Source organism: bacterium, assembly GCA_019912885.1.
Taxonomy (GTDB): Bacteria; Lernaellota; Lernaellaia; order JACKCT01; family JACKCT01; genus JAIOHV01.
In genome coordinates this window covers 1-13,168 of sequence record JAIOHV010000029.1, presented here as the reverse complement: position 1 = coordinate 13,168, position 13,168 = coordinate 1, and the positions used below count along the sequence as shown (strand labels likewise).

Sequence of the window (13,168 nt, the reverse complement as noted above, 5' to 3'; positions counted from 1 at the left end):
CGCGGATATCGACCGTGTGCCCGCATTCCATGCAGTGCTTCAACTTGACGGGGCGAGAGGCGATGGGCCGGACGTTGGTCGCCTCGCCGGGCTCGTCGCCGGGGCTTGCCGGTCCCTTGCGATAGACGGACGTGTCGACCTTCTTGTCGAAGATCGCGCCGCAATGCGTGCAGAATCCGGCCCCGGCCGCGATCGCGCCGCCGCATTCCGGGCACGGGCGCGGCAGATCGCGGCGGCATCGGCGACACGTCTTCGCGTCGTCGAAATTCGGGTAATCGCAATGGGGGCAGACTTTGGACATCTCGTTACACGGCGGGCGCCGCGCTCGCGCGTGCCCGCCCCGAATCATCGCGTTGATGCGCGGGGATTCTAGCGGAACGATATTGCGGTGCAAAGCGCGCACCGATTCCGCCGGGCGGAAAGTCGCCGGGGCGTGCGCTAGCGCGCGCCGGCATTCGCGAAAAAGCGTTCGGTATCGGCCAGGCGGCGCACGGCGTTCTCAACGGCGCCGGCATTCGGATGCCCCGAGGCGTGCATTTCGGCGACGAGTGCGCGCGCGCGGGGCAGATCAAACGCGATCAGCGCATCCATGATTTCGGCCGGTGCGATCTCGCGCCCCCAGTCGGGGGGCGCGTCGGCCGCCGCGACGCGCTCCCGAAGGAGGACAGCCTGCCGCGCGCAAATTTCGTGTTCTCCGTGCCGGCACGCGGCGTAGAGCAGCTTCAAACGCTCGTGCGATCCCTCGCCCGCCGCGTCCTCGATCCGCGTCACGAGCGTTTCCAGGGCGTCAAACCGCGACGGTGCGAAATTGCGATACGTCTCCTGCGCGAGTTCGATTCCAACATCCAGCCGCGCGCGCAAATCCGGCAGCGTCGCGTCCACCGGCGCCTCGAACACGTCGAAGGCATACAGCCCGGCGGAGCGTTTCTTTTTGACGAGCAGGGAAAACAACGCGCCGGTTTCCTTGGCGTCAGGGCCGAGAACGGCGCGCGACAGGCGAAGCAGCGCCGTATCGAGGATCGGCGAATTAAACGGCCGGTAAAACCACATCAACCGGCGGGCGTCGTCGGGCGACATCGACGCGCTGTGTTCGAACGCCTCGATGAAGTGGTCCGGTGCGCTCGTGTCGCGATCGTCCATTTCGTCGAAGAGCGTCGCCTGGGCGTGCAGGAAAAAGCCGATCGGCGCGTGATACTCCAGGCGCGGGAAGAGGTCGGAGTTGACCTGGGTCGGGGCAAAATCCGCCCGCAGCCGTTTTGGGCTTTTGATTTGCGTCGAGAGCAGAACGACCCCGCTGTCGGCGTGAATGCGCGCCAGATCCTCGCGAACCTCCGGGCGCGCGAGCCTCGCCTCGAAGTTTTCCGGCGACGCGACAAGCGGCGCGTCGCTGGCCACGAACGCATAATCAAAAGGCAGCATTTCGAAGATCGCCACATACGCGAATCGCGCCATCAGCGACGAGATCACAAGACGCACCGCGTCGTCGGTCGTCTCGTAGGCGTGCATCCACTGGGCAAAGACGCCGCCGGGCCGAAGACGCGATTTGACAGTGTCGAAAAATTCCACGGTAAACAGGCCGGCGACTCCGGCGATCCACGGATTGGTCGGCTCGGAGATGACGACGTCGTAGGACCGATCCGCGAAACGAAGCGCGGTCTTGGCGTCCTCCACGAAAAGGCGCAGGCGAGGATTCTCAAGCGGCGCGTGATTGTAGGGCTTGAACAGCTCTTGCGCCTGGATGACCTCGTGCGCGATTTCCGCGAGATCGACGTTGACCCCGTGCGTCAGGATGGCACCCGCCGTGACGCCCGATCCCAATCCGACGAGGAATACGTCCTTCGGGTCCGGATGCATCATGACCGGCAGGTGACCGATCATGATCTGCGTGTACATGTCCTCGCTCGTCGAGGCATCAACCTTGCCGTTGACGGCCAACATCAGCGTGGGCGCGTCGATGATCGGCGAGCGGCCGGCCTCGCGCACCGTGACCGTCGCATGCGCGCCCTCGGCGACAAATCGCGTCGGCATGCCCTTGGCCCAATCGCGAAACTGGGCGTACGTGAATTCGTCGTCGAAGCTGAGCCGATAGAGGCCCTGGTTCAGGTACGCGGGGTCGATCGGCCGGTGCGCGAGAAACTGGATCGCAATCGCGGCGGCGATCGCGGCGGCGGCGATGCGCCCGCGCCGCCCGAAAAAAACCGCGAAAAGCAGGGCGGCGGCCGCGGCGTTCAGGACGATCAGGAGGCGAAAGATGTTTTCAAGGCCGATCGCCGACAAAAGGACGACGGTGGTCAGCACCGCGCCAAGAAGGGTGCCGAGCGTGTTGAGCGCGTAAACCTGACCGACGCGCCCGCCCATGCGGTCGCCGAGCGCGGCCAGGCGCACGGCCGCGGGAAATGCCAGGCCCGCTACGAGCGTCGGCAGCAGCATCGCGGCAAAGCAAAGGAGATACGAGAGCACTTGATAGATGGGGTAGGTGTCCATCGTCAGGCGCAGCATCGAGCGGATCTTGTAGATGACAAACGGCAGGAATTCGTAGAGCTCAAGACTAAGCGCCAGAAACGCCGCGGTCGCCGCGAGCGCGCCGGCGACAAGCGGCAACAGCGGCGTCTGCCCGCGGCGCGGCCGCGAAAGCAAGTACGAGCCGATCGCGATGCCGGAGATGAACGCGGCAAGCATGATCGTGAAGGCGTAGGTCGAGCTGCCTAGCACGAGCGTGAAATAACGGATCCACGCGACCTCGAGCGCCATGCCGGAAAAACCGGAGAAGAACGCGACCAACAGCGCGGCGGCGCGTTCGCGCGATCCGTAATCGAGGCGATCTTCCTCGCGCCCGGCGGCCGGTGTGTCCGTCGCCGCGTCCGTCTCGCGGCGCGCGAAGCGCGGCGCCACGCCCACGACGAGAAGGCCGAGAAGCGCGTTCGCGCATCCGGCCAGGATCATCGAGCCCGGCATGCCAAAGGTGGCGATTAGGAAAAAGCCGGCAACAAGGCCGCCGGCCACCGCGCCGGCCGCGTTCAACGCGTAAAGGAGCGCGACGTTGTGACGCAGGGCGACGCGCGTCGCGGTGATGTGCCGCGTGAGGATCGGCAGTGTGCCGCCCATGAGGATCGTCGGCGGCAGGATGCACGCGGCCGAGAGAAGGATCTTGAAGACGGCCATCAAAGGCGTGCCCGGCGCGGCGGTTTGCGCGAGCGGCGCGAGCGCGGATTCGAAAACACCAAACAGGGTCGGGAACATGGCGCCGTACACGCCGATCGCCGCCTCGATCCATCCGTAGGCGCGCACGCCGTTTTCGAGCCGGTCCGCCAGGCGCCCGAACAAAAACGCGCCGAGCGCGAGGCCGCCCATGAAGGTGGCAAGCACCGTCATGTGCGCGTGCGCCGTATTGCCGACGATGAGCGCGAGGTAGCGCGACCAGACGATTTCGTAAACCAGGCCGAACGCGCCCGTCAGAAAAAAACAGACGAACAGGAACGGGCGTGGCCAGTCGGCGAGGCGTCCGGCGATGGTCGATAGCGTGGCGTTCATGAAAGCCGCGTCATGATGCGGCAGCGGCAAGCAAAGTCAACGTGAAATGGGAATGGGGAGTTCGAATTGGGAATGGAAACGCTGGCAATTCCGGAGTTCGGATCGGGGAATCGCCGAATCGCCGAATCGCCGAATCGCAATTCAATACAAATGCACGAAGAGCACAAAAAAAAACACAAAGCGGATTGGAAGGGGTCGTGCATCAACGCGTGGCGCTGTAGGAGCGCCCTTCCAGGGCGCGATCACTCAATGGCGCGATCACGCAATCCGCAATCCTCGCCTCGCCGTTACCCCGCGTGACGCGCGAACCATTCCGCCGCCAGGCGCGCGGCCTCCTTGAGCGTACCGGGCTCCTCGAACAGGTGCGTCGCGCCGGGAACGATCACGATATCCTTGTCGCGCGCGGACGCCATGCGCTCGAACGCGGTGCGGTTCATGCCGATGACCGCCGTGTCGAGTTCGCCGACGATGAGCCGCGTCGGTGCCGTCACCTTCGCGAGGGCGTCCGCGTGCGCCAGATCGGGCCGCCCGCCGCGCGAAACGACGGCGAACACCTCCTCGCGCGCGGCGACCTGCAGCGCGGCGGCCGCTCCGGTGCTGGCGCCAAGGCACCCCACCGCGAGCGTGCGCGTGCGTTCGTCCTCGCGCAGCCACGCGGTCGCGGCGGCGAGGCGTTCGGTCAGCCGATCGATGTCGAAGCGGGCCTCGCGCTCAAGGTCCTCCGTCTCGCTCAGGAGATCGAAGAGCAGGGTTCCGATCGACTCCTCGCGCAGGCGCGCCGCGACAAATTTGTTGCGCGGCGAATGGCGGCTCGATCCGCTGCCGTGCGCGAACGCGACGATCGCGCGCGCTCCATCGGGCAAAGCCAATTCGCCGGGCAGTGAAACGGACCCGGCCGGTATTTCGACGTTGTGAAATTCTTCGGACATCGTTGCCTCCGTCCCTTGCCCCCGGCTCCGGGTGGGGTCGCGGTTCCAATTGGCATGACAATCGCGCCCTGGAAGGGTGCTCCTACAACGCTAAGCCTTGGCGCACGACCAATTCCAATCCTTTTCGTGTTCTTTGTGCCCTTCGTGCCCCTTCGGCTTCGCTCAGGGCATGCTTTGTGTTGAATTGCGATTCCACAAACCGAAACTCGAAATTCTATGCGTTCGCCGCGCCGAGAAGCGCGACGACCTCGGCGTCGGACACCTGGCCGAATTCGCGGAAAAAGCTTCCCACGGCGGTGAGATCGGGCGAGACGAGCCCGGCGACCACCTCGTCGGCGACGGACTCAAGCCGGCGAACGCCCTCAGGATGCGCGACGCCCACGGCGGCGACAATCTTCGCGGCGCCGTGTTCGCGCACGAACGCGAGGGCGGCGAGCATGGTGGAGCCGGTAGCGATGCCGTCGTCGATCACGATGACGACGCGCCCGGCCGGGTCGATGGGGCTGCGTACCGGCGTGTAGCGCCGGCGGCGGTCGCGCAGCGCCGCCACCTGACGTTCGGCTTCTTCCAGAACCCACGCATCGTCGCGCGAATAACCGGATGTCGGGTTGATCTGGATATGCCCCGACTCGTCCACCGCGCCGACCGCGTATTCGGGGTTGCTCGGCGCGCCAATTTTGCGAACCAGCACGACATCGAGCTCGCCGCCGAGCGCGTCGGCGACGATGCGTCCCATCGCAACCGCGCCACGGGGAATCGCGAGCACGAGCGGATTTTTCCCGGCATACGGCTTCAGCTTTTCGGCAAGCAGGCGGGCGGCTTCCTCGCGGTCGGCGAACGTCATGCGTCAAGTATAGCGCAAACGGGCCGCGACGTTGTTTGGAATCGCACGGGCCGTGGACATCCGGGACGCGCCAGGCGCGCTGAAAGTTCGCCTTTGGCGGCGGCGCGGGGCGAGACCCTTCGCTTCGTTCCGGGTGACAAGTCGCGCGAGCAATTCTGCAATGGCCTCGGCGTTCCGTACGTCACCGGTTCAAATCTTGTTGTCCGTCAGGTCCATCCGGTCCATGCTGTCCATCATGTCCATTCCCTCTGTTTTTCCGGAAACCGGGCGTCGCGCGACTCTCGCGGCGATTTTGGTTTTTGCGTCGTTTGCGTTCGCCGCGCCCGCCCTGGCCGCGAGCGCGCCCACCGGGCCGTGGATGCCGGAAATCACGGAAAGGCCACGCCTGTTGTTCGGCCCGGGCGACATCGACGAGATGCGCGACCGCGCCGGCCGCGAGCCCTACGCCACGCTGCTTTCCCGCATCCGTTCGCGGGCCAATTCCGGCTTCGATCCGGTCGTTCCCGCCGGTTACAGCGAGGCGCGCGAATACGCCAACGCGGACACCGCCAAGGCCGCCGCGCTCGTGGCGATCATCGATGAAAATTCCGCGCGGGCGGACAAGGCCGCGTCGATCCTGGAGGTCGTCGATACCGAAGGCTGGACGCTCTATCAACTTTTCGACGCGGATATCCACATCGGCGAAGCGCTGGGGTCGATGTGCGTGGCTTACGATACGCTCGCGGGTTCGGGATACGTCGACGGCGCGCGGCTTGATGGCATCGCGGACCGGATCGGGCTGCTGCTCGAAAATCTCTACGCCGATTTCTGGGACAAGCTCGCGTTCTGGACGACGCTTTCGTACAGCAACCACTCGATCAAGATCAACGCGGGCCTCGCGCTTTGCGCGATGGCGTTGAACGATCACCCCGACGCAAGCAAGTGGTTCCACATCGGTTTTACCGAAACGTACCGCAAACTGTTCGACATCAACCTGTCGGACGAGGGCGCGTATGCCGAGGGGACGTATTACGGCGCGTACACCGGCGTCACCGCGTTTCCGTTCCTTTTATCCTACAACCGGCTCGTGGGAACGGGCGGCGCTTTCTGGGAGCGCGATCCCTGCCTTTTCGGACCCGGTTGCAATTGGCGGTCGATCGCGCTCGACAATCCCATCGATCACCCGCGCTTTCACGCGATGGGGCGCTGGTACACGGCGATCCGCCTTCCCGGCGGGGGCAAGCCGCCGATCGACGACGCGAACATCGAGGGCTTTTTCAACGGGCTCGTCGGCTCGGCGACCGGCGACGGCCTTTTGCTGTGGGACTGGCTCACCGACGCACACGATCCGCTGATGACCAATCACGCGCAGGAGATCGCGGCGGAGACGTATGCGTTTTACGACGACTCCATCGCGCCCGAGCCTCCCGGCCCGGATTTCGGCCCGAGTTTTTTCTTGCCGGACGCGGGACAGGCGGTGCTGCGTTCGGGGTGGGGCGATTTCGACACCTGGACAATGATGATCGCGGAACACGGCGACGTCCGGAAAGTCGGCCACGGCCATGAGCACCCGGACAATCTGTCGGTCACCCTGCACGCGCTCGGCGAATACCTGCTGATCGATCCGGGATACGGCTCGTGGGGCCAGCGCCTCGCGGTGAACAAGGCGCATCATCACAACCTGCCGACGGTGGACGGCGAGGGGCCCGATCACCCGGGCGTCGTCACCCCGTTTCGCGGGCAGGACGCGTTTCTCACCGACGGCGTCATGGATGGCTCGATGCCGTTCGCCGTCGGTGAAAGCTCCTGGCACGACGCCGATTTCACGCGTTCGGTCATCATGCTTTCGCCGGCGCTTCTCGTTGTCATCGACGAGATGGAGTCGGACACGCCGCGTACGTTCGGGCTGTGGTGGCACGGCAACGCGGGCGGCGACGCGCCGGAGACGTTCGAGCTGTTCGACGACGGCGCCGCGTGGCACGCGGATGCCGCGAGCGTAGACGTGCGCGTCGCGTCAACGGCCGGCCCGGTCGCCTACGATACGACGACGAACATCCACGGCTTCGCGTGGCAGGAGCAGACAACGCACACGTCGATGCACGTCGAGGCGGCGGATGTTTCGGATGACACGGAATTTGTCAGCATCATCCAGCCGTACGAAAACGCGCCCGCGGCGGTGTCCTGGCGGCACTTGGACGACGGCGCGATCGTCACGGACATCGACGCGGCCGAAGGGCCGGTTTTTGTGCTCGCGCAGGAGCGCCGGGTGAAGCGGCGGCTGAATATGGGTGGGGCGATCGTCACGACCGACGCACGCGTCGCGGTGATGCGCGGCGACGCTCGCGCGGGAGACGTGTGGCTTTCGGATGTCTCGCGGTTTGATGTCGGCGACGCGCGCATCGTGCCGGGTAAGGACTTCGGCAGGCTCGAACCGTGGAAGGACGACGGCACGCTCACGGCGTCGATCCCCCGGGCTCGCGCAATGGGTCCGCTCGGAAAGCCCGCCGAACTTGCGCTTCGCGTCCGGCCTGATCCGCGAGTTCGTTTTGTCGCGTCATGGACCGGGGAGACGGTGACGCTGTCGTTTGGCCGGTGGGCTTCCGTCGACGTTGCCGGCGCGAGACCGCTGCCCGGCGAGGAGCGGTTGCGGGTGCCTTCGGCGGACGGCATTCGCGTGACCCCGGGGTTAACGCGACGTGTGTCCCTCCTGCGCCGCTAGGCGCGAGGCGAATCGTTTGCGGCGCCGCGCGTCGACGATCCAGAACGGTACCGTCTCATGATCCGCGAACTGTTGCGCCGTGTCGCGCGCGTTCGTCAGGGGCTTCGCGTCCCTTTCGATTTGCCGGCTCGCGGATGGCGGCGCGGGCGATTCCTTGTTGGCGACATGCGCCGCTTCCTTGATCGGCAAGCGCATTCGTATCGCCACCGCCGCCGCACGCCGCGCCCGCGAGGCCGGAACGTCGCCTTCAGGGCCGTCGCGATCGGGCTCGCTTCCCTCGCTGCCGTTGCGCTCGGCGAGTTTATCGTGCGCGCGACGAAATCCGATTTCCGGTTCGCGGAACGCATCATGTACACGCAGGGCGCCGATCTATCCGCCTACGTGCCGGATGCCGATCCGTGGATTCTCTACCGCATGAAGCCGGGTGGACGCTTCACATTCGCGGGCCGGCCGGTCTTTAACCCCTTACTCGGCCCCGGCGCGCCACCGGATCGCGTCGAGGGCGCGTATTCCATTCACGTCAACGCGCTCGGCGCTCGCGGGCCCGAGCGCACGCCACACCCGGACGCGTTTCGTATCGTGTGTCTTGGCGGCTCGAATACGCACGGCGCGGAAGTCAACGACGACCAGGCGTGGCCGGCGCGTCTTGCCGAGTCGCTCGAAGGCCGCACGGCCGTGCCGGTCGAAGTGTTCAACTTCGGAATGTCGGGTTACGTCGGAACGCAAACGGCGAGACTTGGCGAGGAGCTCGACGCGTCGCTTTCACCCGATCTCTTCCTGTATTCGATCACCAACATCGGTCCGCGCGCCGTCTTGGGCGGCGACGATATCGAAACGCGATTCGCGCGCGATCCGTGGCTGTGGTGGGATCTCGCGATCAACACCGTGCTCGTGCCGTTTCCCTCGATTCTGCCGGAATCGTGGCGGCGCCGCGCCGTCGAGAAATCCGCGTTGTATCGCCAGTTTCTCTACGCGATGTATCCGAAAAACACCTTGGTGGCGCCGGGGAACGACGGCGCGGAGATCCGGAACGCCGAGGACTCGAGGCGGTTTCTCGCGGCGCATCGCGGGCGCGCCGCCGTCATCGTTCCCCCGATCGCGTGGGAAGGTGACTACCGACAATATTGGCAAGGCGTCGACGTGCCGATTCTCATCATGAACGCCAAGGGAATGGACCCGGAGTTTCGGGAGATGCACCCGCCCTCCCGCGTGTACCGGTGGTACGGTAAGGTTATCGCCGACTGGTTGATCGAAAGACGCCTCGTGCCGCTCGCCGGCGGCAACGAGCTGGAATCGCCCGCACCGCGGCCGGACGCGACGCCAAGCGGCGCGAAACAGGAATGACGCGCGAATGACCATCAGCACGCAGGCCGAACGCGATGCGCGCGTGCGCCGCGCGGCGTTTATCGCCGGCGGCATTGCGATCGGGCTCGTTCTCGCGCTGGCGATCGCCGAAACGGCGGTGCGGGCGCTCGGTGTCGATACGCGGCGCGCGGCGCGTATTCTTTACTATCAGAGCCAGGACACGGAGGTGATGCGAGCCGATCCCGATCCGTGGTTGCTGTATCGCCTGGCGCCGCGCGCGATCAAGCGCGCCGCGGCTTACGACGTGCACATCGACGAAAACGGCGCCCGCCGCGCACCGGACGCACCGCGCGCGGCGGAAGGCGAGTCCGTCACGCGCGTCGTTTGTCTTGGCGGATCGAACACGTTCGGCTTTCACGTCAGCGATCATCAGACCTGGCCCGCGCGCCTGGAATCGGAGCTGAACGCGCGGCTGTCAAAAACGGTCGAAGTCCATAACTTCGGTGTGAATGCCTACGTGCCGTGCCAGATGGCCCGCCTCGGCGACGCGGCAATGGCGAGCGTATCGCCGGATGTCGTCATTGTGTCCCTGACGAACGGCGGTGTCCGGCCGTTTCTGATCGGCACGGACGTGGAGCCGTATTTCCGGCGCGATCCCTGGCTGTGGCGAAACATGATCTTCACGACGCCGATGCTCGAGGCGGCCGGCCGGCTGCCGGCGGGCGCCGGAGGCGTTCTGGCGCGCTTCAGCGCCGTGTACCGCGCGCTGGCGCTGTCGCGAATCACGGGGGCGTTGCTGGTGTACCACAACCAGCGCGCCGCGGAGATCGACAATATCCGAATGTTCCGCGAGTTCGTCGGTCGGGCGCGCGCGTCGGCGAAGGTGGCAGTGTTCTTGACGCCGGCGGTCGATTCGGGTCCGTTCGATCCGTATCTGGAGGGCTTGCGTCTGCCGGTCTTCAAGCTGGACGCCGGCGGACGCACGGATTCGTATCGCGACATCCACCCGCCCGCGCGCGTGCTGAAATGGTACGCGGAGAATCTTGCGGACTGGCTGATCCGAAACAAGCTCGTGGGCTGAAGATCGGAAATTGAAAATCGAAGATTGAAGATTGAAGAATGGAATCGCGCGGCATCGCTTCGCCGGGACCCAGGCCGCTGTTCAAATCGCCGGATTGGAACGCGCCGGCCGGTTCGACGAGCGCGATTTCGCCGACGCCCGTCCTCGGCGTTAGGCGCGGGTCCAATCCTCAATCTTCGATCTTCAATCCATCAGGGCACGGCGCCGGTCGGCACGCGCGTCGCGAGCGTCGTGATGTCCTGGTCGGTGAAGTAGATGCCCGCGCCAAAGAAGAAACGCGGATCGTCGTACCGGTTGATGAAATCGTCCACGCCGGCCGTGATGAAGAAGTGGTCCAGGAAGTAGGCGTTGGCGTAAGTCTTCAGGTGCGCGTTATTGCCCGGCGCGAAATCGAACGCCTCGAACGAAAGCGAGAGGTGGTCGCCGAACAGAAACAGGTCCGCGCCGCCGCCGCCGGAGGATTCGAGGATGCCCGCGCGAAGCACGACATCGTGCCAGCGCTTGGCGATCTGCGCGGAAATGAGAAGCTGGCTTGTCGTCACCGCCTTGTGTTCGACCTTGCGTGTCGTGTCCTCGTCGGCCAGGCCCTCGTTCGTCGTCGTCTCCGTGACAGTGCGCGAGTAGCTCGTTCGTCCGTTGGGCGCGTCGACGATGCTCAGCATGTAGATCTTGTCGAAGCGCGGACGGATGTTTAGGTTCACGTAGCTTTTTAGCGACTGTTGCGGCAGGTGATACTCGCCGCGATACGCCACCTCCACCTGCAATGTACGCACCCGTCCGAGATATTCGTTCAGGTTCTCGATGGCCTCGTTGATGTTTTCGACCGTCGAATCCTCGTTGACGAGTTTGCCAAGCGTGCCCTCGCCGGAGTCGATCTTCTCGGCGATGCTCGCGACCGCCTCGAGGCTGCGGCCGAGATTTTCGGTCACCACGCCGAGATTTTCGAGCGTGCGGTTCAGATCTTCGCGGTTGTCGGCCAGAAGCGTCGACATATTGCCGCTGATGTCGCGCAAATTTTCCGCGATGGCGGGCAGCGCGGACATCGCGCGGGAAAGGTCCTCGCGGTTTTTCTGCGACAGGTAGGCCATGTCGGCAGTGAACGCGGCCATGTTTTCCATCACGCGGTCCATGTTCCGCTGATTCACCTCGAGCGTGTCGGCAAGCGTGACGGTGATGGTCGACAGCGCCGAGAGCGCGTCGCGCAGATCATCCTCGCCCTGCTCCGTGCCGAACACGTTGCGCATGGTGCCGGTCACCGCCTTGATGTCCTGGGCGATGTCGGAGAGGTCGTTGGTCAGCATGGCGACGTCGGAGGTCTCCTCGACGTATTTGAACTCGTCGCCTTCCTGCATGATCTCGTCCGCGCGGCCGGGGACGATCTCCACGTAGCGCTGCCCGAGGAACCCCTGCGCCAGGATGACGACGCGCGAATCGACGGGAATCCGCGAGTCTTTGCGCACGCGAATGACGACCCGGGCGCGCGCGCCTTCAAGCTCCTTGTGGTCCACCTTGCCGATGCGAATGCCGGCGAGGTTGACATTCGCCCCGTCGGAGAGGCCCGCGGCGGTGTCGAAGACGGCGGAAAGCTTTTTCTGGTATTCGGTGTTGAAGCCGTAGTCGCCAAGGCGCGTCGAAATCCATGCGATCAGCACGAACACGACGACAAAAAAAATGCCGACCTTGGCCTCGGTCGTCACACGGCGCATGGAACTCCCACGGGCCTTTGGCCCCGATCGCACGACGCCTCGTGCACCGTGCCCGAATCCTGAAAAAGCCCCGTTGTTCTAACGCCCGTCCCCCGAAAACGCAAGGCGGGCAGGCCGATTTCGCCCGGGCCGCCGCGCGCGCCTCCCATAAAAAACGCGGCGGGGAAAGCCCCGCCGCGTTCGCGTTGTGCCGTTAAATTCGCGCGTCTAACGGGCTTCGGGCGTAAGTGTCACGGGATCGAGCGTCGTGGTTTCGCTCGCGGCCGCGGCAATGTCCTCCACGATAAAGACCTCGTAGTCCTCGAACGCGAAGACCACGTCGTAGACGCCGGTCTCGACCGCGGCGATGGCGAACGTGCCGTCATCGCGCGGGATCGCCGAGTTATCCGCGTCATCCCAATTGCCGCCGGCGAACGCGCCATCGTCGAAGGCGTACACCGCGCCCGGTGTGCCGGCGTTGGTCACCTCGCCGGCGATCACCGCCACCGCCTCGCCGTCGAGCAGGCGGATGACCGGCTTCATCGTGTATTCGCCGTTGCCGGTTTCGTGGACCGACTTGCGTACGTCAAAGTCCAGGACGAGCGTCTTGTGAACGTCCGGGTCCACGACCCAGTCGTGCTTGAGCTTGATGCCCGACTGGCAACCGCTCGGCACTTTCAGGTCGTGCTCCACGCCGTCGACGACGATCGTCGGCGCGTTGCCCTCGCTGCAATCCAGCACGAAACGCATCTGGTTGTAGCGACCGATCGGAATGAGCTGGTCGGCCAGCACGATGCTTGTGTTGTTCTGAAGCTCGAGCAGGTTGAAGGTGTTCGGGTCGATCGTCAGATCGATCCAGCCCGCGCCGTTGCCTTCGCCGCTGCCATCGTCGTCGTCATCGTCATCATCGTCATCATCGTCATCAGAATCGTTAACGTCATCGTCATCGTCGTCGTCTCCCTTCACGTGATCGTCGTTGTGATTTTTGGCGTCATCGTCGTCACCGCCCGTGTCGTCGTCGTCGTCGGCGGCGGTGTCGTCGTCATCCGCGGACGTGTCGTCGTCATCGTCGTCGCCGCACGAGCAGCCGCCGGA

9 protein-coding genes are annotated in these 13,168 nt (G+C 65.0%); 3 read left to right on the top strand and 6 right to left on the bottom strand.

Going from position 1 to position 13,168, the window contains the following annotated elements:
* The 4 genes from K8I61_02345 to K8I61_02330 form a co-directional block, all read right to left on the bottom strand.
* Window positions 1-301 (bottom strand): zinc ribbon domain-containing protein (locus K8I61_02345; GenBank protein MBZ0270849.1); only part of this gene is annotated, 301 nt, incomplete at its 3' end.
* Between the two features lie 137 nt (window positions 302-438).
* A complete protein-coding gene (locus tag K8I61_02340) occupies window positions 439-3,531 on the bottom strand; it encodes a fused MFS/spermidine synthase (GenBank protein ID MBZ0270848.1) in 3,093 nt (1,030 codons plus the stop codon).
* Between the two features lie 287 nt (window positions 3,532-3,818).
* Complete coding sequence (locus K8I61_02335) at window positions 3,819-4,460, bottom strand: dienelactone hydrolase family protein (GenBank protein ID MBZ0270847.1); 642 nt, start codon at window positions 4,458-4,460, stop codon at window positions 3,819-3,821.
* Window positions 4,461-4,674: 214 nt separating this feature from the next.
* A complete protein-coding gene (locus K8I61_02330; GenBank protein MBZ0270846.1) occupies window positions 4,675-5,304 on the bottom strand; it encodes a phosphoribosyltransferase in 630 nt (209 codons plus the stop codon).
* Window positions 5,305-5,539: 235 nt separating this feature from the next.
* Here K8I61_02330 and K8I61_02325 point away from each other — a divergent pair, with 235 nt between their 5' ends.
* The 3 genes from K8I61_02325 to K8I61_02315 all read left to right on the top strand — a co-directional run bounded on the left by K8I61_02325 (window position 5,540) and on the right by K8I61_02315 (window position 10,388).
* The gene (locus K8I61_02325) at window positions 5,540-8,002 is read left to right on the top strand and encodes a heparinase II/III-family protein (protein MBZ0270845.1); all 2,463 of its coding nucleotides are present in this window, start codon (window positions 5,540-5,542) and stop codon (window positions 8,000-8,002) included.
* 306 nt (window positions 8,003-8,308) lie between these two features.
* A complete protein-coding gene (locus tag K8I61_02320) occupies window positions 8,309-9,346 on the top strand; it encodes a hypothetical protein (GenBank protein ID MBZ0270844.1) in 1,038 nt (345 codons plus the stop codon).
* A 7-nt stretch (window positions 9,347-9,353) separates the two neighbouring features.
* Entirely contained in the window at window positions 9,354-10,388 is a 1,035-nt protein-coding gene (locus K8I61_02315; protein ID MBZ0270843.1) for a hypothetical protein, read from the top strand.
* Window positions 10,389-10,579: 191 nt separating this feature from the next.
* Here the strand turns inward: K8I61_02315 and K8I61_02310 are convergent, their stop codons facing one another.
* Window positions 10,580-12,094: an MlaD family protein gene (locus K8I61_02310; GenBank protein ID MBZ0270842.1), complete on the bottom strand. Its 1,515-nt coding sequence runs from the start codon at window positions 12,092-12,094 to the stop codon at window positions 10,580-10,582.
* A 207-nt stretch (window positions 12,095-12,301) separates the two neighbouring features.
* A partial coding sequence (locus K8I61_02305; protein ID MBZ0270841.1) for a DUF4382 domain-containing protein occupies window positions 12,302-13,168 on the bottom strand: 867 nt, incomplete at its 5' end.